Raw genomic sequence first — 19,940 nt, 5'->3', positions numbered from 1 at the left:
ATGTTTCGTGAACGTACCCTTGTTCTGCTGCGCCCCGCGCTGACCCTGATTGCCGTTTTGATCGCGGCAGGCGTGCTGTGGCAGCTTTATCTCTATTACACCTATGCCCCGCAAACGCGCGACGGCAAGATCCGCGCCGACGTGGTGCCGCTGGCCACGGATGTTTCCGGCAAGGTGGACGCCGTGCACATTCACGACAACCAGGTGGTGCATAAAGGGCAGCTGCTGCTCAGCCTGGACAAAGTACGGCTGCGCAATGCGCTGGATCAGGCCGAGGCCGCCGTTGAACGCGCCAACGTCCAGTTGGCGTCATCCCAGCGCGAAAACCGGCGCTATCAGGCGCTGCAGTCGGCTATTTCACAGCAGGAACGCGACAATCGCCGCGATGCCCAATCGCTGGCAAAGGCCAATCTGGATCAGGCCCTGGCGGATCGGGCGCTGGCGCGCATCAACCTGCAGCGCGCCGATCTCTATGCGCCGGTGGATGGCGTGATCACCAACTTCTCCCTGCGCCCCGGCGCTTACGCGACCGCCGGTCAGCCGATCATGGCGTTGGTGGATTCCAACAGTTTCTACATCGCCGGATACTTCGAAGAGACCAAGCTGGGCCGCATCCAGAACGGTGACAAGGTGGTGATCCGCATCATGGGGGAACGGCAGCCGCTGTATGGCCACGTCGACGGGCTTTCCGCCGGCATCAACGACAGCGAGCGCACCACCGCCGCCGGCAATCTGCTCGCCAACGTCAACCCGACATTCAGCTGGATCCGTCTGGCGCAGCGCATCCCGGTGCGCATCGCGATCGACACCATTCCCCACGGCGTCGAGCTGATCGCCGGCCGCACGGCGACGGTCAGTTTAAGCGAAACTCATTAAGCCTGTCCCTCCGGCGTCAAACCGGCGATCAGCGCCTGCAGTAAAGCGCTGACCTTCGGCTGCGCCCGGCGGCTTTTCAGCCAGACCACGTTGATCGGCAGGCCGTCGGTCGCCAGATGCGGCAACACCTCGGCCAACGCCCCCTCCTCTAGCTGCCGTTTGACCAGCCAGGTCGGTAACTGGGCAATGCCGTGCCCCGCCAGCACCGCCGTCAGTTGCCCCTCCGCATCGCCAATGGCCACCCGCGGCGTCAACGTTCTTCGCTCTACCGGCTGGGCACCGCTTCCCGAGAAATGCCAGGGTGTCTGCACGCCGTCGTTTTCCTGATACAGCACGCAGTGATGATGCGCCAATTCAGCAGCGGTGGTGGGTTCACCCTGGCGCTTCAGGTAGCCGGGCGCGGCGCAGAAGATATGCCGCTGCTTACCAAGGTAGTGATGCCCCAGCGTATTTGGCCACACATCTGAACCGCCGATACGCACCAGGATATCGATGCCTTCACTGACCGGATCGGCGAAACGGTCCGTAAACGTGATATGCGGCACCAGCAACGGGTGATCCTCAATACATCGCAAGATCACCGGCAGCGCATGCAAACGGCCAAAGGAAGCGGGAAGATCGATGCGCACCCTGCCGCGCGGCTCGGCGCTTTCCGCCTGCATCGCCAGTTCGGCCTCTTCCAGCTCGGCCAGCACGCCGGTACAGGTGCGATAAAATTGGGTGCCGGCGTCGGTCAGCGCCAGCCGCCGCGTGGTGCGCTGGAACAGCTTCGTCTGTAATCGGCTTTCCAGCCGGGCGATCCCTTTGCTGACGGCGGAGGCAGTCAGGTTCATGCGTTCCGCCGCCAGCGTAAAGCTGCCCATATCGGCCACGCAAACAAACAGACCGATCCCTTTGAGACGTTCGGAAGAAAACATTCCCCTGCCTTATTGATGAATTTAGTTCCCGCAACTCGGTAATTTATAGCGCAAATCATGATTTTTATTCCGATAGACTTTCCCTCACAGCGTTAAAAACCGCAAGAGGTAAGTTATGAAGAACAAGAAGCCCCAGATCCTGATCACCGGCGCCACCGGCCAGATAGGCGGTGCGACCCTGCGTCTTTTGCAATCCCAGGCAGAGATCGAGCCGGTTGCCGCCGTGCGCTCTCCCGCCAAGGCGGCGCCCTTCGAAAAACTGGGTATCCGCACCGTCCAGCTCGATTTTGATCGGGAAGAGACGCTGGCACCGGCGCTGGCCGGCATCGAGCGCGTATTTCTGGCCACCGGCTACACGGTGGACATGCTGCGGCAAAGCAAGGTGTTTCTCGATCGCGCGCGCCAGGCCGGCGTACGGCATGTCGTGCACCTCGGCGCCTGCGGCCGTGACGACACCAGCGTCGCGCACTGGGCCTGGCACCAGCTCATCGAGCGTTACATCGAGTGGTCGGGATTTTCTTTCACCCACCTGCGGCCGGAGTGCTTTATGCAGAACCTGCTCAACTACGACGGCGTACCGGCGGTGAAAAACGGCGTGATCCGGCAATATACCGGCGATGCGCCGTTCAGCTGGGTGGACGGCGACGATGTAGCGCAGGCGGCGGCGCTGGCGCTGCTGCACCCCGAGCGGCACGGCGGCCAAACCTACCGCATGGGCTATGACGTTAAATCCTACGGCGAGATCGCTGCCATGATGACGGAAGAGCTGGGGCAGCCGTTCCGCTATGAAGCGCAAGATCCGCAGGTTTTTCTGGATGAGATGCGCGCGACGGGCGCCGAAATGGCCTACATGAGCTGCGTCTACGACAATTTTCGCCGCATGGCGGCGCGCGATATCCCAGGCGTCGATGAGGTTTTCGATAATTTCCCGCAGATCGCGGGCAGAGAGCCGATGCGGCTAAGGGCGTTTATCCGCAAGCACCGTGACAAGCTGGCCTACTGAGCCTCGCAAGGTTCGCCGGCCAAAACCAGCGAACCTTCCGTTTCCCTCCCGCCGTGCCGTTACAGCATCCACTCGATCGGCAGCCAGCCGGCCACGGTGAGAATAATGCGTTTTACCCAACCGGCGCCGGGCTCTTGCTGATGCACCTCGGTGTGGCCGTCTTCGAAGGCTTCTTTCCACACCATTTTGCCCTCGGGCGTCAATACCGGGCGGTAGGCGGCGTACTCGAGCGGGCCATCAAACAGTTGGCGAGTGTCGGCCGCCAGCGTCGGGCTGTCGATCAAGAAGCCCATTTCGCAGTTCAGGTGCGCCGAGCGCGGATCGAAATTGAACGAACCGATAAACACCCGCTTATCATCGATGGCGAAGGTTTTCGCGTGCAGCGCCGCGCCGGACAGCCCCAGCGGCTTGAGTTCCTTGCGCCCGGTCGGTTGACCGGCGCGCAGCTTCAGCTCGAACAGTTCGACGCCCGCCTGCAGCAGTTCACGCCGGTATTTGGCGTAGCCGGCATGCACCACCAGCACGTCGGTGGTGTTCATCGCGTTGGTCAGCACGCGTATGGACTTCCCCTGTTTGGCAAGCGATTCAAAGAAGCTCGCCCCTTCCCGCCCCGGCACGAAATAGGCGGAAACCAGATCCAGTTGCCGGCCGACGCCGCCGATGATCTTGCCGAGCTGCGTCACCATCAACCGATCGCGCGACGCCTTGCCCAGCCCTTTCGCCGGATCGTCGGCCACCAGCTCTACCTGGGTGAATTCCGGCTGGACGGCGCCATCGCGAAAGCGCACCGCGCTGGTTTCCAGCTGCACCGCCAATTTGCGGGCCCGCTCGCTGCTTTCGGTCGCGGTGGCCTGCGTCAGGAAGGCAGAAAGATTACCTTTGCCACGGATAATCTGCTCAACGCCGAACACCGACGCGCTGTTCCAGTAGCGATCGAAGACCTCCGCCGTTTCTGCCACCACGTTGCCGACGCTCAGCACGTCGAGATCGAGGAAATAGTTTTCGTCGCCGACCTGGAAATACTCGTCGCCAATGTTGCGGCCGCCGATGATCGCCACGGCGCCGTCGACGATGTAAGACTTGTTATGCATGCGCCGATTCATGCGCATAAAGTCAAAGGCGTAGCCGGCCAGCTTCGGCGTGCGCACGGTTGATGGGTTGAACAGGCGGATCTCGACGTTTTCCTGGGCGTTCAGCGCCGCCAGGGTCTCGTCCATGGCGACGCCGTTATCGTCCAGCAGCAGCCGCACGCGAACGCCGCGTTGGGCGGCGTCATACAGGGTTTTCAGCAGGATCTGCCCGGAGGTGTCGTTATGCCAGATGTAGTACTGGGCGTCGATCGACCTTTCCGCCATCCGCGCCAATGCCAGGCGGCTGGCGAACGCATCGTGCCCGCTGGCCAGCGGCACCACGCCGCTCAGGCCCGGATGCGCCGCCATCAGTTCGGCGGCGCGCGCCGGCAGCTGGGCGGCAGGATCCGCCGGCAATGCCGCCTGCGGCAGACGCTGGGAGATATTCGGCAAACGAAAGATGACTCTGGCCGCAATAATGGCGATCGTCACGGCGAGAATCAGATACACGACAATTTTTATCACGGGAAGCGGCCTCGGAGGTTGACTGCTTTGCTTTATACGTCATTAGGTTGCTTCAATCTATAGGAGAAGCGCGCTATGCCATAAGGCTATAGCGTAAAGCGCGAAGGCGAAACGCCAAACAGTTTTTTGAACGCCACCGAATAGGCGCTGTGGCTCTCGTAACCGCTTTCGAAGGCGGCATGGATGATCGAGTTGCCGGCCAACAGCAGCGGAATGGACGACAGCAGCCGTAGGCGCTGTTTCCACTGGCCGAAGGTGATGCCGGTTTGTTGGCTGAAATGGCGTTGAAAAGTCTTTGCGCTGATCGACAGTGAATCGGCCCAGGCTTCAATGCCGCGATCGTCGGCCGGCGTGATGACCAACTGCCGGCAAATTTCGGCCATTCTCGCCTCTGCCGGCCAAGGCAGGTGCAGCGCCAGCTGCGGCTGCAGGCTCAACTCCTCAAGGAACAACGCTCTGAGCAGCGCATTGCGTTGGGTCTCCGTCCCTTCGGGCGCCAGCGTCGCCAGCTGAGCGATCAGCTCTCGCAGCAGCGGTGAGACCTGCAAGACGCCGTCGCGCAGCGGCAAACGCGCGGCGGTGATTTCATCGACCAAAATCCCGTAAACGCAGATGTTGCTCTGCATGACGATCTGATGCTCTACCCCCGGCCGCAGCCAGACTGCGGTGGTGGGCGGCACGATCCAGCGCCCGCTGCTCGCCTCGACCGCCATAACGCCCTGCTGCGAATAGAGCAAATGGCAGCGCCTATGCGAGTGGTAAGGAATGACGAAGCCCGCCGGATAGTGTTTCACCAGCCCCGTCACCTCGAACGAGGAGTTTTCGTGGCTGCTGAGGTCGATGCGTTTCGTTTCGGCGTTGTCGACTTCGAATCCCATGGTCGTTTGTCCCTTTTGATAACGCGAATGTCTTTTATTTGATAGAGAGGCCGCATGATCCTCCATATAGTGACGCTGTCGCAAGCCACACCAGGGGCCTTATGCGAAGAAACTCACTATTTACACCAAAATTTCATCGTTCTGCGTAAAACGCAGGCGTTGCGCATGCGCTGCGCAATGGCGGCTCGTTGCGGGGGCGACGTGGCCGAAAGTGATGGATAGGGAAAGCGCGGTGGCATAATCAGGAGGTATACGTATCAATCAGCAGGCAGCTCAGCCCGGGGGGGCGGCTTAATGCTGAAGGGATAGGGAGAGCGCCTAGGCTCTCCTCCATCCAGAGTTGTTATTTCATCAACGGGCCAACTCGGCGCCGTCCAGCTCGGAAATCGCCAGACAAATCACTTCCGTAATGGCCTGTACCGTATAGGCGGTATTGGCAGGAATGATTAACATCTCATGGGGTTGCAACGTCTGATCGTCAACCTTCAGTTCACCGCTCAGCACCATCAGTTTCACCCAGCCCGGATGAAAACGCGCCGGTTGCCGGCTGCCCGCATCCAGCTTCAGCAACGCCGTATGGCCAGGCGTTTCCCGTTTCAAAATATGAAAGTGTACCCCATCGTAAGGCATGTTTTCGTAATGCAGTGACGCCAGTGTTCTCTTATGCATGGTAAGTGTCCTCGTGACCTGTGAGTAGCTGCTCCGCCTTCGGTCGCCGTAAAAACGATTGGCGGCTGTCCCTACCGAAAGCACAGGCTCGCAGCCTCTTGGCGAACGGATTAACTGTCGTACTTGCAGCGGCCCGACCGACCGCCGTTTCATGCCTAACCTGCCTCAGGCATGCTACTAAATATATAAGAGCCTCGCCGACGGCGCAAAAAACCGCGGTTCTTATCATTTAATGATGCCCGAACCTCATTCAAGTGTTGCCGCCAAAGCCACCATGCCGCCATTCAGACGGCATGGGGCTGGCCCCCTGCTTTCGCCGCCGGGCGGCGCACTTTCCAGCCCTAGCCGTGGAGCGCCAGGCCTTTTATCGCCTTATCCACCGCTTTCTTCGGCCCGCGCAGCGCCAGGCCGACCAAATCCAGATTGTCCGCGTCTTCAGCGAGAAAAACCTGGCGGTTGGCTTCATCGTGCCCGGTCGCGAACATGGCGTGCACATAGGGGATCAGCGTTAATTCCCGCTCCAATCCTTTGCGATGCACATTTTGCAGGCCCGGCAGATCCGCGGCGAAAATCAGCATCGGCTGCCCGGAAATGGCGCCGTAGCGTCTGCCCTGCGCATCCACGTAACGCTCGCCGATGATTTCCGGAGCCGCGGCGGCGATGCCCGTCGCCAGAAAGGCCACCACGTTCAGCCGCTGCCAGGTCGGCAGATCGTCACGCACGATAAACGCTATCTTGGTATCAAACATATTTCGCTCTACTCCGTTGTGCTGTTAAACGCGCATCATCGGAGATGGCATGTCAACAGTATAGAACGTTTGTGCACTGGCGTTGATAGGCCGCCGGCGATAATCGGTAGGCGCGCTGGAACCAGCGGCCCAAATGGCTCTGATCGGCAAAACCCACCTGCATGGCGACCTGCGCCGGTTCTTCCCCCTGCGCCAACAGCAAGCGTGCAGCCCGCAGCCTCAACCGAACCAAATAAGCGTGCGGCGACTGGCCGAAAGCCCGGGTGAACTGGCGAGTCAGGCGGAAACGGTCCAGGCCGCACTGAAGAGCAAGTTCATCCAGGCTGGGATTATCCGCCATGTGCTCGTGCAAATAGTCCCGCAAGCGATTCATCTCAATTAAAGCGTCATCGCTTTGGGAAGTTGGCCGAACGCGAATATGCCGTGCCAAAAGCGTCAGCAGTTGATCCAGGCTTTGATCGCGCGCCAGCCGGCCTTCCCCCTGATGCAACGCAAAAAACGCCTGGTGGATCGCGGTCGCCAGCATCGGATCGTCGGTCAACGTGCTGTGGAAGGCGCCTTCCAGCACCGAAGCGTCCCCCAATCCGCGGCGGCTCATCGCGTCGGAGACCCAGCGCTGCGGCAGATAAAGCATCGCATAGGTAAACCCCTCGGCCTGCGGCGCATGGCCATCGTGCACCGCGCCCGGCTCGATCAGCATGGCGCGCCCCGGCCGGCTGGTATGCAGCGAGCGGTGGCAATGGAAACGCTGCAAGCCCTGCTGCGTGACGCCCACCAGCATTTCATCATGATCGTGAGGATCGTAGGCATGCCCCTGAAAGTGAGCGTTGACGCTCTCAATACCGGTTTCGTCATCGCGTCGCAATTCGAGCCAGTCTTTATGTTGATGATTTGACGCCATGCAATCAGTCCGGAGTTCTGCTCACAGGAAAAGAAAAAACAGCTTACCCTGACACCGCCGCGGTTGCACGCTCACAGCTCGCAGATGGCGTAAGTGCCCTTCCCGGCCGATTTCGCCTGATACATCGCGCCGTCGGCGCGGGTCAGCAGCATCTCCTCCGTCACATCGCCGCGTGGGGAAATGGCCGCGCCGATGCTGGCGGAAAGCCGTACCTTCTGCGGCCCGATCTGCGTAATTGTGGCCAGTTGCGCCAACACGTTTTCGCAAAACTCGCTGACCTCGCGCCGCGGATCCGTCAACGGCCACAGGATCACCGTGAACTCGTCACCGGCCAGACGCGAGACGCTGTGGCGCTCGCCGGCGCAGGCGCTGAGCAACGTGGCGAAGGTTTTCAGGATCGCGTCGCCGAAATCATGGCCATAGCTGTCGTTAAGGGTTTTGAAGCCGTCGAGATCGATAAACAGCAGCGCCATCTGCCGCTGATGGCAACAAGCCTGCAGCGTGCCCGACAACCGGCGCAGAAACGCACGGCGGTTGGTCAATCCGGTCAGCATGTCGTGGGTCGCGTCATATTCCAGCCGCTGCTGCAGCCGCTTCAGTTCGGTGATGTCCATGGCGAGAATGTAAAAGCCCTGCGCTTCGCACGGCACCAGCGTGGTGTGGATCATCAGCAGCCCCTGCCGGGTCTGCAGCTCATTCTCAAAACTCACCATTTCGCCCGCGAGGGCCCGTTCGATCATCGGTTTTGCTATCCGATAAACGCTTTCCCCCATGAAATCACGCACCGTCATCCCCCTGAGGCTGGACTCCTCCAGACCGAACCAGGTTTTGTAGGCGCTGTTGGCGAACAGGTAGCGTTCATTGCCGTCGATCTGGCTGATTAAGGCCGGCATGTTGTCGGTAATGGCGCGCAGACGCTCCTTCTCCGCACTGAGCTGATATTCGGCGAGCACGCGGGTTTCAATCTCTTCGTTGAGTTTTTTGACCACCACGTTCAGCTCCCGCGTGCGGGTTTCGACGCGTTCCTCCAGCTCATGCTGCAACGCGAACAGATCGGCCTCGGCCGCCTTGCGCTCGCTGATATCGACGATAACCGAGATGAAATGGTCCGGTTTGCCGTTCGGCAAGCGATTGAGCGCCACCGTCAGCTGCACCCAAACGATCGAGCCGTCGGCGCGGAAATAGCGTTTTTCCATCGAGTAGGTGCTGATTTCATTTTTCAACAGCTGCTGCAGCTTTTCCAGGTCGGTATTGAGATCGAGCGGATAGGTAATGTCCTGGAAGGTGCGATCCATCAGTTCGCGCTCGGAATAGTGCAGCATTTCGCAGATGCGCGGGTTCACCCGCAGCCAATACCCCTGCAGCGAAACCAGCGCCATCCCTACCGCCGCCTGGGCGAAGGTCTGTTCGAACAGGGCCTCCGTGCGCTGCAGGTCGGACTTCAGGTTTTCGGTATAGACGTGGCGCTCAATACTTTGCAGATACTCCTCCACCACGGCGGCGAAATCATGCAGATCGGCCAGTTGTTCCGGGGAAAACGGCTGCGGGTGGCTGTCGATAATGCACAGGGTGCCGAGCGGCAACCCGTCGAGCGACAGCAGCGGCTGCCCGACGTAGAAACCGATCCTCGGCCCGCCGATCACCAGCGGATTATCGAAAAAGCGCGGGTCGTTGGCGGTATCGGGCACCACCAGCGCTTCGCGTTGCAAGATCGCATGGCCGCAAAACGAGATATTGCGCGGCGTTTCCCGGGCATCCAGACCGTAGCGCGATAAAAACCATTGGCGATCCCGGTCGATCAGCGACACCAGCGCAATGGTCACGCCGAAGTATTTCGCCGCCAGCCGCGTGATGCGATCCAGTTTTTCCACCGAGTTTGAATCCAGCACGTTCAGCGAATTCAATACCGACAGGCGTTCGGCTTCGTTTTCGGGGAAGCAGGGTTCGAGCATGTTGTCTCCCATTGTGTCACCCACGGATCCGGCGCAGCCAGCCGGCGTGAGTCCGTTCGCCCTATCCGTCGGTCAGCGACAAATATCCTTGTCCATCATAGACTCACTCAGTATCAATCCGATTGCGCATTCTCGCCAGCTTTGCCGGCCGTTGCGTTTACCCCCGCGCTGCGCTACAGTCGTTCACAAGGTGATGGTGTTCCACCTTTCCCAACCGCCGCGTTCACTCGAACCGGATGATGACGCCTGATATACAACTTCGCTTTATTTTTTAGGCAGGTATGTCAGGAGTCGCTATGAATGAAATCTCACGTCTTACCCCTTTTCCGTTCCAGCCCGATGCCGTCGCGCGGGAAATGCCCCTGTACGTTTTCGGCCATAAAAATCCCGACAGCGACAGCATCTGCAGCGCGCTGGTGGTCGCGGACTGGCTCAATCACCTCGGCAAACCGGCCGTGGCTTTCCGCCTCGGCGACCTGACGCCGGAAACCCGCTACATACTGGCTGCCGCCGGCGTACAGGCGCCTGCGCTGCTGAAAGGCGATCTTCGTGACCGCAAAGTCTGGCTGGTCGACTTTACCGATATCGAACAAGGCCCGGCCTCATTGCTCGACAGCGACGTGGTCGGCGTTATCGACCATCACCGGCTGGGCACGTTAGTCACCCGCAACCCGCCCGATGTCTGGGTGCGCGCCGTCGGCTGTTGCGCCACCGTGATCCTGCAGATCCTGACGACAGAAAAGCCAATGCCACTTAACGCCGCCCAGGCCACGCTGCTGCTGGGCGCCATCCTGAGCGATACCGTCGCGCTCAGTGCGCCAACCACCACGGAACAGGATCGGCTGGCGGTCACCCGGTTACGCGCAATCTCTCACGTCGACTATGACGCCTTCACCGCCGGGCTGCTGGCCGCCAAAACCGATCTCTCGGGGCAATCCGCCGCGCAGTTGCTGCACCGCGACGCCAAGGATTACCGCATCCATAGCGTCTCGCTGCTGCTGTCGCAGATAGAAGTGCGGGCCATGAGCGACATCGATCCGCTGTTGCCCGCACTGCAACAGGCGCTTGAACAAGCGAAGCAGGAAGCCGGGCTGGAGATGGCTCCACTATTGGTCACCGATATCACCCGCCGCCGCTCCACCCTGTATTTCTCGTCGAACCGGGTGCTCGGCATTCGTCAGGTATCGCTGCCCGGTATGACGAGCCGAAAAAAAGAGGTTTTACCGTGGTTAACCCTCCAGATCGCTAACGCAGGGAGATAAGTCATGCCGCTCTATCAACATGCTTTACTGCTGGTACAGGATGAACGCGACGGCCGGCTGCTGTTGCGCCATGCCGAACGCCTCAATCAGCAGATGAATACGCGCATTACCGTGGCGCACATCAGCGCCGACTATGCCGAGCTGGACTACCTCAGCGATGCGCAAACCAAAGATCGCCAGTCCAGCGAGGTGATCGCCGCCAAAGCCATGCTCAGCCGCCTGGTGGAAGACTGCTCAATCCCCCTGGAGGTGCGCGCAATCGTCAGCATCCATCGCTTCAAAGACGTCGAAGCCCTGATTGCCCGTGAAGGCGTCGATCTTTTGTTGCTCGGCCATCAGAACCGTCCGTTTGGCGTCTTTGCCTCCTTCGGTTTCGAATTCATCAACCATTTATCCATCGACGTGCTGATAAAACACGTTCCCACTCCCTAGAACGAGGTGACACCCCCATGAGCTATGAGATTGAAAGCGTAACCGCCAGAGAGATCCTGGATTCGCGCGGCAACCCGACCGTCGAAGTCGACATGAGCGCGGCGGGCGTCGTGGCCCGGGCTTCGGTGCCTTCGGGAGCCAGCACCGGATCGCGCGAGGCGGTGGAGCACCGCGACGGCGATCCGCGCCGTTTCGGCGGCAAAGGCGTACTGGAGGCGGTGCACAGCGTCAAAACGGCGATCAACGAGGCGTTGCGCGGAGTGGATGTGCGCCAACAGGCGGAGATAGACCGCCGGCTGATCGCGCTGGACGGCAGCGAGAACAAAAGCCGATTGGGGGCCAACGCCCTGCTCGGCGTGTCTCTGGCCGCCGCCCGCCTCGCGGCGCAATTGTCGCAGCTGCCGCTGTATCGTTATCTGGGCGGCATCGGCGCCAATCTGCTGCCGGTGCCCTGCATGAATATCATCAACGGCGGCGTGCACGCCCGCTGGCAAGGGGCGGACTTTCAGGAGTTTATGATAGCCCCCCTGGGCGCACCGTCGCTGCGCGAGGCCGTGCGCTGGGGCAGTGAAGTTTATCAGGCGCTGCGCCAAATCCTGTTGGAAAAAGGCCTGTCGGTCGGCGTCGGTGACGAAGGCGGTTTTGCGCCGGCGGTCGCTTCAAACCGCCAGCCGCTCGAGCTGATCGTGCAGGCGATAGAGAAAGCCGGCTACCGGCCGGGAGAAGATATCGCGATCTGCATGGATCCGGCCTCGAGCGAATTCTACGCCGACGGCAAGTACCGCCTGCGCAGCGAGAACCTCGAGTTGGACGCAGCCCAGATGACGGCCTATTACCAACGGCTGGTGCAGGATTTCCCCATCGTGCTGATTGAAGACGGCTTGGCCGAGGACGACGGGGCCGGCTGGCGTATTCTGAGCGACGCCCTGGGCGACCAGGTGGAGCTGGTCGGCGACGATCTGTTCGTCACCAACGTGAAATACATCCAGCGCGGGATTGATGAACGGTTGGCCAATGCGGCGCTGATCAAGCTGAACCAGATCGGCACGCTGAGCGAAACCTTCGCCGCCGTACAGCTCTGCCAGGCGAACGGCTGGGGCACCTTTATCTCGCACCGCAGCGGTGAAACCGTCGACAGCTTTATCGCCGACATGACGGTCGCGATGCGAGCCGGCCATCTGAAAACCGGCGCGCCGAGCCGCGGCGAGCGCATCGAAAAATACAATCAGCTGATGCGCATCGAAGATCAGTTGGGCGCCTCGGCGGTGTATGCCGGGCGTTCCGCCTTTAAACGCCGCTAAGCTTTGCCGGCCGGGCCGGCGATGCTTCGGCCTGTTTTTCGCCCTTGGCTTGGCACAGCCCGGCGACACCGGACGCCAATAAGGTCAGCCGGGTCGTCAGCAAGGTTTCTCGTTGCTCATTCAGCGTGGCCATCATCAGCTCGATCTCCGCCAGCCGTTCATCGACGCCACGTATCAACCCATCCTCATAAGCGCTGCCCTGCAGCGCCAGCACGCGTTGGATCGCCTGCAGCGAAAAACCCAGATTCTGGCCGATTTGGATCAGATGCAAACGCTCCAGCGCGCTGTCGCCGTACACCCGATAGCCGTTGACGCCGCGCACCGGTTTCGGCAACAACCCCAACTGCTCGTAGTAGCGTATCGCCGAGGCGGCCATGCCGGCGCGCTGCGCCAATTCTCCGATCTTCATGCCCTATTGACCTTAAAGTTAACTTTAAACCTAGTATAGCGCCATTCCCCGTACGACAGGAGCGCAAACCGATGTTTACCCCACTGACACTGCCCAACGGCAGCCGTTTATCCAACCGTCTGGCCAAGGCGGCGATGGAAGAAAATCTGGCCGCCCCGGGCCAATTGCCCGGCCCGGCGCTGTGGCGCTTATACCGCTACTGGGCCGAAGGCGGCGCCGGCTTGATCATCACCGGCAACGTGATGATCGACGGCCGCGCCATGACCGGCCCCGGCGGCGTGGTGCTGGAACAGGACACGCCGCTCGCCCCGTTCGAAACCTGGGCCAAGGCCGCGCGCCAGGGCGGCGCGCAGGTGTGGATGCAGCTTAACCACCCGGGCCGGCAGGTGATGGCGAACATGGGCGGTAACGCGTGGGCGCCCTCCGCCATCCCGCTGGCGATGGGCAAGCACAGCAAGCTGTTCGCCCAGCCGCAGGCGATGGATGAAACGCAGATCGCCGAGGTGATCGCGCGCTTCGCCGCCAGCGCGCACGCCGCCGAACGGGCCGGTTTTACCGGCGTGGAGATCCACGCGGCGCACGGCTATCTGATTTCCCAGTTTCTCTCGCCGCTGACCAACCAACGCAACGATCGCTGGGGCGGCGAGCTGGCGAACCGCGCCCGGTTGCTGCTGGAGGTAGTGCGTGCGGTGCGCGAGCGCGTCTCGCCGGAATTTTGCGTGGCGGTCAAACTGAACTCCGCCGATTTCCAGCGCGGCGGTTTTTCATCGGACGATGCCCGCCAGGTGGTGCTGATGTTGAACGAGTTGCCGGTCGATCTGATCGAACTGTCTGGCGGCAGCTACGAAAGCCCGGCGATGCAAGGCGACACGGCGGACGGCCGCACTCTGGCGCGCGAAGCCTATTTTCTGACCTTTGCCCGCGATCTTGCCGCCGTCGCGCACATGCCGGTGATGACCACCGGCGGCATCGCCCGCCCGTCGGTGGCGCAGCGGGTGCTGGACAGCGGCGTCGCGGTCGTCGGCATCGCTACCGCCATGGCGGAAGTGCCCGATCTGCCGCGGCGCTGGCAAACCGGCGCGGCCCCCCATGCGCTGCCTGCCCCGATCACCTGGCGCAGCAAGGTGATGGCGTCGCTCGCCCGCATGGCGTTGGTCAAGCGCCGGATGCGCGCGTTGAGTGACGATCGGCCGCGCAATGTGCGCTACTCGCCGCTGTTCACGCTGGTCGTCGATCAGTGGCGTACCCGCCGTATCCTGCAGCGTTACCACGCCTGGTTACGGCAACGTTAATGACCGCGGCGCCGGCAAACACGCCGGCGGCCGCACAAAAATCCCGCTTTTTTGATCGCGCTACGTAAAATCTGCAAGAAATCACCGCTCTGGATACTGCGCTTTTAACGCTCGGCTGCTTATATTCATCACAAATTCTGTGTATATAACCGCTTTAGGACTTAAGGTGGTGAATAGATGAAAATAAGCCGCTATTTTCTATTTATGTTATTAATCGGAAATTCACCTTAATAATAAATGCATTAAAGAAGCAGCCAAAGGAAAGCAGAAAAGCATTTTTACGCAATGTTAAAGAAATGTTGTTTTTTGCCGGCAAAACCAACGGTCAACAAATCAACAACATATTGATGAGCCTAAGAAAAAACTAAACAATTCAAAACAAAATCGGCTATTGAGTCCCAGGCGAAAAAGCCATATATTGGTCGCGCTTTTCACAAGGCAGTTACTTTTCTAATTCATTAATTCAATCGTTGCGTCTTGAGACCTTCGGTTGTAGGAGAGATATGATGACGGATAAAGTCCGTATTGATACTTTAGTTGCAAACTCATTAAACGGAAACAATGAAACCTATTTGGCGCGCCAAGCCGAATTTGAGTCGAATGTTAGGAGTTATCCGCGCAAATTGCCGTTGGCAATTGCGAAAGCCCAGGGCGTTTGGATCACTGATGTTGAGAATAATCAATATCTTGATTGCCTGGCCGGGGCGGGAACGTTGGCTCTTGGACATAATCACCCCGACGTCCTGCAAAGCATCCAAAATGTCATTACCAGCGGCTTGCCGTTACATACTCTCGATCTCACGACCCCGTTAAAAGATCGTTTCTCCGATTACCTGCTCTCTCTGTTGCCGGGCGAAGGCAAAGAATATTGCCTGCAGTTCTGCGGCCCGTCCGGCGCCGATGCGGTGGAAGCCGCGCTGAAGCTGGCGAAAAAGCACACCGGCCGTTCTGGCGTGATCAGCTTCTCCGGCGGTTATCACGGCATGACCCACGGCGCGCTGTCGGTCACCGGCAACCTGTCGCCGAAGGCGGCGATCAACGGCATGATGCCGGAAGTGCAGTTCATGCCTTACCCGCATGAATACCGCTGCCCGCTGGGCATCGGCGGCGAAGCCGGCGTCAAGGCGCTGACCTACTACTTCGACAACCTGATCAACGACGTGGAAAGCGGCGTGCGCAAACCGGCGGCGGTGATCCTGGAAGCCGTTCAGGGCGAAGGCGGCGTTAACCCGGCGCCGGCCGAGTGGCTGCAGCGCATCCGCAAAGTGACGCAGGAGCATGGCATTCTGCTGATCATCGACGAAGTTCAGGCCGGTTTCGCCCGTACGGGCAAGCTGTTCGCCTTCGAACACGCGGGCATCGAGCCGGACATCATCGTGATGTCGAAAGCGGTCGGCGGCGGCTTGCCGCTCGCGGTGCTGGGCATCAAGAAAGAGTTCGACGCCTGGGAACCGGGTCACCACACCGGCACCTTCCGCGGCAACCAGCTGGCGATGGCCACCGGCCTGACCACCCTGCAATACCTGAAAGAGCACCAGGTCGCCGACAAAGTGGCCGCGCAGGGCGAATGGCTGAAAGGCAAACTGGCCGAGCTGCAGAAACGGTATCCGGTGATCGGTCACGTCCGCGGCCTGGGCCTGATGATCGGCATCGAGATCGTCAAGCCGAACGAAGCGCAGGATCACATGGGCTGCTACCCGGCCGATGGCGAGCTGTCCGCGTTGCTGCAGAAAAAGTGCTTCGAATCCGGTCTGATCCTGGAGCGCGGCGGGCGCAATGGCTGCGTGCTGCGTCTGCTGCCTTCCCTGCTGATCACCAACGATGAGCTGGGTATTTTCCTCGATAAATTTGAGCAGGCGCTGTTGGCCGCCGGCGTCAAGCCAGTCTGATTGGAGCGAATGACCGCGATGTCCAAGTTAAACCCGATTCTGGCTTCCTCGGCGCACAGCGCCGAGGCTTACCGCCAGGCGATCGCGCAGAGCAGTGAAGCCGTCGTGCAGTGGCTGCAACAGCCCGAGATGTATCAGGGCAAAAGCGTGGCCGAACTGCGCGAGCGCATCAAGCTCGACTTCACCCCGCAAGGCCTGGGCAACCAGGCGGCGATCGATCGCGCCATCGAGTACTTTTTGAAAGACAGCCTGTCGGTGCACCACCCGCAGTGCGTGGCGCACCTGCACTGCCCGAGCCTGGTGATAAGCCAGGCCGCCGAAGTGCTGATCAACGCCACCAACCAGAGCATGGATTCCTGGGATCAGAGCCCGTCGGCCACGCTGATCGAAATGAAGCTGATCGAATGGCTGCGCGCCCAGGTTGGTTACCAGCCCGGCGACGCCGGGGTGTTCACCAGCGGCGGCACCCAGAGCAACCTGATGGGGCTGATGCTGGCGCGCGATGCATTCTTCGCGCGTCAGGGCCACTCCGTGCAGCAGGATGGCCTGGTGGGCGATCTGCGCAAGCTGAAGGTGTTCTGTTCTGAAAATGCCCACTTCTCGGTGCAGAAGAACATGGCGCTGATGGGCCTCGGCTATCAGTCCGTCACCCTGGTGAAAACCGATCGCTTCGCCCGCATGGACGTGAACGATCTGGCGGAAAAACTGGCGCAGGCCAAGGCCAACGGCGAGCAGGTGATGGCGATTGTCGCCACCGCCGGCACCACCGACGCCGGTGCCATTGACCCGCTGCGCGACATCGCGCGGCTGGCGGCGCAGCAGCAGATTTGGGTACACGTGGATGCGGCCTGGGGCGGCGCGCTGCTGCTTTCCGAGCAGTACCGCGACTACCTGGACGGCCTGGAACTGGTGGACTCCATTACCCTGGACTTCCACAAGCAGTTCTTCCAGACCATCAGCTGCGGCGCCTTCCTGCTGAAAGACGAGCGTCACTACGAGCTGATGCGCTATCAGGCGGCCTACCTGAACTCCGAGTTCGACGAAGCGCAAGGCGTGCCGAACCTGGTGTCCAAGTCGCTGCAGACCACCCGCCGCTTCGATGCGTTGAAGCTGTGGATGGGGCTGGAGGCGCTGGGGCAGAAGCAATACGCCGAGATCATCGATCATGGCGTGACGCTGGCGCAACAGGTAGCGCGTTACATCGCCGATCAGGAATCGCTGGAACTGGTGATGCAGCCGCAGCTGGCCAGCGTGCTGTTCCGCTACCGTCCGGCGCAGCTGGCGGCGAACGGCGACGCGGCCGTCGCCCTGTTCAACCAGCGCATCGGCGACGCCCTGCTGGAATCGGGCCGCGCCAATGTCGGCGTGACCGAATTCGATGGCGTAACCTGCCTGAAGATGACGCTGCTGAACCCGATCGTGACGCTGGAAGACATCAAGCTGTTGCTGGCGCTGGTCGAGAAAACCGCGCAGCAGCTGCCAGCGTAACGCCGCGCAGTGTACCACTCAAGCCGATAACTTGCGTTATCGGCTTTTTTATTGCTCATCAGATCGCAGGAGACGCAGCGTTTACGCTGATATACTGCATCAAACGCCTTCTCTCATTCCAGCGCCACAGGATACGCACGCATGACCGACCCTGATTTCAACCTGTTGATCGCGCTCGATGCGCTGCTGACGGCGGGCAGCGTCGTCGGCGCCGCACGGCGTCTCGGTTTAAGCGCTTCGGCGATGAGCCGCACCCTCAGCCGATTGCGCGCGGCCACCGGCGATCCCCTGCTGGTGCGCGCCGGCCGTCATATGGTGCTGACGCCCTATGCCGAAACGCTGCGCGAGCGGACGCGAAATACGGCATTCGAAGCCCGTGCGCTGCTGCGCCCGGCGCAGGGAGCATTGGATCCCGCCGAGCTGGATCGTACCTTCACGCTGCGCGCCAACGACGGCTTCGTCGAAGCCTTCGGCCCGGCGCTGATCGCCGCCGCTGCCGAACAGGCGCCGCGGGTGCGGCTGCGCTTTGCGCCCAAACCGGAGAAAAGCGACCGCCCGCTGCGTGAAGGGCTGGTCGATCTGGAGATAGGCGTGCTGGGTGACATGGGCCCGGAAATCCGCCTGCAGGCGCTGTTCCGCGATCGCTTCGTCGGCGTGATGAGAACCTCGCACCCGCTTGCGCAGCAGCCGGAGATCGGCGCCGCCGACTACGCCGCCTGCGGCCACGTGGTGGCCTCGCGCAGCGGGCGCATTCTCGGGCCGGTAGACGCCGCGCTGGCGGAGCTGGGGCTGACGCGCCAGATTGCCGCCGTGGTGCCGAGTTTTCCGGCCGCGCTGGCGGTGGCGCAGGCCTCGAACCTGCTGGCGCTGTTGCCCGCCTCCTTCCTGCACGCTCAACCGGCCGAGGGCCCGCTGCGCGTCTTTGAGCTGCCGGTGAAAACGCCGCCCATTACCGTGTCGCAAATGTGGCACCCGCGCCTGGAGGCCGAGGCGGATCACCGCTGGCTGCGGCAGCTGGTGTTGTCGGTCTGTCGCCAGCGCGTGCAGGAACCGTTTCGCGAATAGTGACAATGTCACTAGATTTTGCATTACTGACGTCGAGTGATCCAGCCAACGGCAAAGCCCCCATACCCTGAGGGTTGTTCCCCCTCGCGCGATGGGAGAACATAGCGTTCACGATGCCTGACTCAGTGAAACGCTCATGACGCTTCCCCCTCTCTGGCCGGTATTCGACGGCCATAACGACCTGCTGCTCAACCTGTGGCTGCAGCACGACGACGATCCGGCCGCCGCCTTCTATTCCCGCGTCACGCCGGGCCACCTCGATTTCTCCCGCATGCGGCGCGGCGGATTTTTCGGCGGACTGTTCGCGGTATTTATTCCCCCGGTCAGCTATATCGCCCAGATGCGCAACCAAACGCAGGACGAGGCGCAGGCCGCCTTCGATCCGCTGGCGATCGCCGAACGGCAGATCGCCATCCTGCAGCAGTTGGAGCAGGCTTCTCAGGGGCGGCTGCGCATCTGCCGCACCGCCACCGAGATAGAACAGTGCCGCCTCAACCGGCAAATTGCCGCGGTGCTGCATATCGAAGGCGCCGGCATGATCGATGCGGAGCTGACGCAGCTGGAGGCTTTCTACCGGCTGGGCGTGCGCAGCATCGGGCCATTCTGGAATCTGCCGAACGCCTTCGGCACCGGCGTCAGCGGGCCGTTCCCGGGCTCACCCGATATCGGCCCCGGCCTGACGCCGGCCGGCGAGGCGCTGATCCGCGCCTGCAACCGCCGCCGCATCATGATCGACGTCTCGCACATGAACGAGAAAACCTTCTGGCAAACCGCCGCGCTGAGCAACGCGCCGCTGGTCGCCACCCACTCCAACGCCCACGCCCTCTGCCCCCAGCCGCGCAACCTGACCGACGCACAGCTGGGCGCCATCGCCCAGAGCGGCGGGATGGTCGGCGTCAATTTCGGCACCGCCTTCCTGCGTGCGGACGGTAAACGTGACAGTGCAACAACCGGCTTAACAGAAATTGTTAAACACGTTGAGTATTTGATCGCTAAACTTGGTGAAGATCGCGTGGGATTTGGCTCTGATTTTGACGGGGTCAACGTACCGCAACCGCTGGAGGACGCCGCTGGCCTGCCGCGCCTGACGCAAGCGCTGGCGCAGGCCGGGTTCGATAACCGGTTGCTGGAGAAGCTGACCTGGCGCAACTGGCTGAACGCGCTCACCGCCGCCTGGGGTGAATAACCCGGTTACGCTTTAAAGGTTGCGATCTCCGTCACATTTCGCCAACATTGGGCCGGCCGAATGCGAACGTTTCTCA

18 protein-coding genes and 1 riboswitch are annotated in these 19,940 nt (G+C 61.1%); of the genes, 10 read left to right on the top strand and 8 right to left on the bottom strand.

Translation table 11 applies throughout. From position 1 onward, the window contains the following. Complete coding sequence (locus tag ACJ8HH_RS07760; RefSeq protein ID WP_033648322.1) at nt 1-876, top strand: efflux RND transporter periplasmic adaptor subunit; 876 nt, start codon at nt 1-3, stop codon at nt 874-876. On the opposite strand, the gene ACJ8HH_RS07755 is transcribed toward ACJ8HH_RS07760, so the two are convergent. Further along, nucleotides 873-1,793 carry a LysR family transcriptional regulator gene (locus ACJ8HH_RS07755; protein ID WP_033648321.1) on the bottom strand — a complete coding sequence of 307 codons (921 nt, stop codon included), beginning with the start codon at nt 1,791-1,793 and terminating at the stop codon, nt 873-875. The two genes, ACJ8HH_RS07760 and ACJ8HH_RS07755, sit on opposite strands and share 4 nt — an antisense overlap. A gap of 115 nt (nt 1,794-1,908) precedes the next feature. Between ACJ8HH_RS07755 and ACJ8HH_RS07750 the strand changes: the two genes are divergently transcribed. Further along, nucleotides 1,909-2,796, top strand: a complete 888-nt coding sequence (locus tag ACJ8HH_RS07750; RefSeq protein ID WP_048321572.1) for an SDR family oxidoreductase — start codon at nt 1,909-1,911, stop codon at nt 2,794-2,796. A 59-nt stretch (nt 2,797-2,855) separates the two neighbouring features. Here the strand turns inward: ACJ8HH_RS07750 and ACJ8HH_RS07745 are convergent, their stop codons facing one another. The 6 genes from ACJ8HH_RS07745 to ACJ8HH_RS07720 all read right to left on the bottom strand — a co-directional run bounded on the left by ACJ8HH_RS07745 (nt 2,856) and on the right by ACJ8HH_RS07720 (nt 9,540). After that, nucleotides 2,856-4,391 (bottom strand): phospholipase D family protein, encoded by a 1,536-nt coding sequence (locus tag ACJ8HH_RS07745; RefSeq protein WP_033648319.1) that lies wholly within the window; start codon nt 4,389-4,391, stop codon nt 2,856-2,858. An 86-nt stretch (nt 4,392-4,477) separates the two neighbouring features. Continuing rightward, the gene (locus tag ACJ8HH_RS07740; protein ID WP_033648318.1) at nt 4,478-5,269 is read right to left on the bottom strand and encodes an AraC family transcriptional regulator; all 792 of its coding nucleotides are present in this window, start codon (nt 5,267-5,269) and stop codon (nt 4,478-4,480) included. Nucleotides 5,270-5,620: 351 nt separating this feature from the next. Continuing rightward, nucleotides 5,621-5,938, bottom strand: a complete 318-nt coding sequence (locus ACJ8HH_RS07735) for a cupin domain-containing protein (protein ID WP_015377878.1) — start codon at nt 5,936-5,938, stop codon at nt 5,621-5,623. Nucleotides 5,939-6,279: 341 nt separating this feature from the next. After that, on the bottom strand, nt 6,280-6,687 hold the full coding sequence (locus ACJ8HH_RS07730) for a DUF2000 domain-containing protein (RefSeq protein ID WP_033634544.1): 408 nt from the start codon (nt 6,685-6,687) through the stop codon (nt 6,280-6,282). Nucleotides 6,688-6,739: 52 nt separating this feature from the next. Next, nucleotides 6,740-7,588, bottom strand: coding sequence for an AraC family transcriptional regulator (locus ACJ8HH_RS07725; RefSeq protein ID WP_060451571.1), 849 nt, complete (start codon nt 7,586-7,588; stop codon nt 6,740-6,742). A 71-nt stretch (nt 7,589-7,659) separates the two neighbouring features. After that, nucleotides 7,660-9,540, bottom strand: coding sequence for a diguanylate cyclase domain-containing protein (locus ACJ8HH_RS07720; protein WP_033634542.1), 1,881 nt, complete (start codon nt 9,538-9,540; stop codon nt 7,660-7,662). Between the two features lie 180 nt (nt 9,541-9,720). Further along, nucleotides 9,721-9,796, top strand: a riboswitch (Fluoride riboswitch). A gap of 40 nt (nt 9,797-9,836) precedes the next feature. Here ACJ8HH_RS07720 and ACJ8HH_RS07715 point away from each other — a divergent pair. The 3 genes from ACJ8HH_RS07715 to eno are packed head-to-tail and all read left to right on the top strand — an operon-like array spanning nt 9,837 to nt 12,535. Further along, nucleotides 9,837-10,802 carry a DHHA2 domain-containing protein gene (locus tag ACJ8HH_RS07715; protein ID WP_060451570.1) on the top strand — a complete coding sequence of 322 codons (966 nt, stop codon included), beginning with the start codon at nt 9,837-9,839 and terminating at the stop codon, nt 10,800-10,802. A gap of 3 nt (nt 10,803-10,805) precedes the next feature. After that, nucleotides 10,806-11,234 carry a universal stress protein gene (locus ACJ8HH_RS07710; RefSeq protein WP_033648314.1) on the top strand — a complete coding sequence of 143 codons (429 nt, stop codon included), beginning with the start codon at nt 10,806-10,808 and terminating at the stop codon, nt 11,232-11,234. Between the two features lie 17 nt (nt 11,235-11,251). Then, entirely contained in the window at nt 11,252-12,535 is a 1,284-nt protein-coding gene (gene eno, locus ACJ8HH_RS07705; protein WP_043147464.1) for a phosphopyruvate hydratase, read from the top strand. Here the strand turns inward: eno and ACJ8HH_RS07700 are convergent. Further along, on the bottom strand, nt 12,522-12,944 hold the full coding sequence (locus tag ACJ8HH_RS07700; RefSeq protein ID WP_039566138.1) for a MerR family transcriptional regulator: 423 nt from the start codon (nt 12,942-12,944) through the stop codon (nt 12,522-12,524). The two genes, eno and ACJ8HH_RS07700, sit on opposite strands and share 14 nt — an antisense overlap. Before the next feature lie 71 nt (nt 12,945-13,015). On the opposite strand from ACJ8HH_RS07700, the gene ACJ8HH_RS07695 reads away from it, so the two are divergent. The 5 genes from ACJ8HH_RS07695 (at nt 13,016) to ACJ8HH_RS07675 (ending at nt 19,864) form a co-directional block, all read left to right on the top strand. Then, on the top strand, nt 13,016-14,236 hold the full coding sequence (locus ACJ8HH_RS07695; RefSeq protein ID WP_039566141.1) for an NADH:flavin oxidoreductase/NADH oxidase family protein: 1,221 nt from the start codon (nt 13,016-13,018) through the stop codon (nt 14,234-14,236). Between the two features lie 506 nt (nt 14,237-14,742). Continuing rightward, nucleotides 14,743-16,125: a diaminobutyrate--2-oxoglutarate transaminase gene (locus ACJ8HH_RS07690; RefSeq protein ID WP_072010260.1), complete on the top strand. Its 1,383-nt coding sequence runs from the start codon at nt 14,743-14,745 to the stop codon at nt 16,123-16,125. Between the two features lie 18 nt (nt 16,126-16,143). Beyond that, on the top strand, nt 16,144-17,613 hold the full coding sequence (locus tag ACJ8HH_RS07685) for a pyridoxal phosphate-dependent decarboxylase family protein (protein WP_033638493.1): 1,470 nt from the start codon (nt 16,144-16,146) through the stop codon (nt 17,611-17,613). Nucleotides 17,614-17,754: 141 nt separating this feature from the next. Further along, nucleotides 17,755-18,678 carry a LysR family transcriptional regulator gene (locus ACJ8HH_RS07680; protein WP_033648309.1) on the top strand — a complete coding sequence of 308 codons (924 nt, stop codon included), beginning with the start codon at nt 17,755-17,757 and terminating at the stop codon, nt 18,676-18,678. Nucleotides 18,679-18,814: 136 nt separating this feature from the next. Continuing rightward, a complete protein-coding gene (locus ACJ8HH_RS07675; protein ID WP_060451569.1) occupies nt 18,815-19,864 on the top strand; it encodes a dipeptidase in 1,050 nt (349 codons plus the stop codon). Nucleotides 19,865-19,940 lie beyond the last annotated feature (76 nt).

The organism is Serratia sp. CY32780, assembly GCF_052169135.1.
Taxonomy (GTDB): domain Bacteria; phylum Pseudomonadota; class Gammaproteobacteria; order Enterobacterales; family Enterobacteriaceae; genus Serratia; species Serratia sarumanii.
The sequence above is the reverse complement of the archived record's forward strand: the minus strand, read 5'-3'. Positions and strand labels throughout refer to the sequence as shown.

Bases quoted from the DNA above. Each gene is read 5' to 3' on its own strand.
- ACJ8HH_RS07700 (WP_039566138.1), bottom strand. From the start codon at position 12,944: ATGAAGATCGGAGAATTGGCGCAGCGCGCCGGCATGGCCGCCTCGGCG.
- ACJ8HH_RS07695 (WP_039566141.1), top strand. From the start codon at position 13,016: ATGTTTACCCCACTGACACTGCCCAACGGCAGCCGTTTATCCAACCGT.
- ACJ8HH_RS07730 (WP_033634544.1), bottom strand. From the start codon at position 6,687: ATGTTTGATACCAAGATAGCGTTTATCGTGCGTGACGATCTGCCGACC.
- ACJ8HH_RS07680 (WP_033648309.1), top strand. From the start codon at position 17,755: ATGACCGACCCTGATTTCAACCTGTTGATCGCGCTCGATGCGCTGCTG.
- ACJ8HH_RS07685 (WP_033638493.1), top strand. From the start codon at position 16,144: ATGTCCAAGTTAAACCCGATTCTGGCTTCCTCGGCGCACAGCGCCGAG.
- ACJ8HH_RS07710 (WP_033648314.1), top strand. From the start codon at position 10,806: ATGCCGCTCTATCAACATGCTTTACTGCTGGTACAGGATGAACGCGAC.
- eno (WP_043147464.1), top strand. From the start codon at position 11,252: ATGAGCTATGAGATTGAAAGCGTAACCGCCAGAGAGATCCTGGATTCG.
- ACJ8HH_RS07715 (WP_060451570.1), top strand. From the start codon at position 9,837: ATGAATGAAATCTCACGTCTTACCCCTTTTCCGTTCCAGCCCGATGCC.
- ACJ8HH_RS07690 (WP_072010260.1), top strand. From the start codon at position 14,743: ATGACGGATAAAGTCCGTATTGATACTTTAGTTGCAAACTCATTAAAC.
- ACJ8HH_RS07735 (WP_015377878.1), bottom strand. From the start codon at position 5,938: ATGCATAAGAGAACACTGGCGTCACTGCATTACGAAAACATGCCTTAC.
- ACJ8HH_RS07725 (WP_060451571.1), bottom strand. From the start codon at position 7,588: ATGGCGTCAAATCATCAACATAAAGACTGGCTCGAATTGCGACGCGAT.
- ACJ8HH_RS07720 (WP_033634542.1), bottom strand. From the start codon at position 9,540: ATGCTCGAACCCTGCTTCCCCGAAAACGAAGCCGAACGCCTGTCGGTA.
- ACJ8HH_RS07755 (WP_033648321.1), bottom strand. From the start codon at position 1,793: ATGTTTTCTTCCGAACGTCTCAAAGGGATCGGTCTGTTTGTTTGCGTG.
- ACJ8HH_RS07675 (WP_060451569.1), top strand. From the start codon at position 18,815: ATGACGCTTCCCCCTCTCTGGCCGGTATTCGACGGCCATAACGACCTG.
- ACJ8HH_RS07740 (WP_033648318.1), bottom strand. From the start codon at position 5,269: ATGGGATTCGAAGTCGACAACGCCGAAACGAAACGCATCGACCTCAGC.
- ACJ8HH_RS07760 (WP_033648322.1), top strand. From the start codon at position 1: ATGTTTCGTGAACGTACCCTTGTTCTGCTGCGCCCCGCGCTGACCCTG.
- ACJ8HH_RS07750 (WP_048321572.1), top strand. From the start codon at position 1,909: ATGAAGAACAAGAAGCCCCAGATCCTGATCACCGGCGCCACCGGCCAG.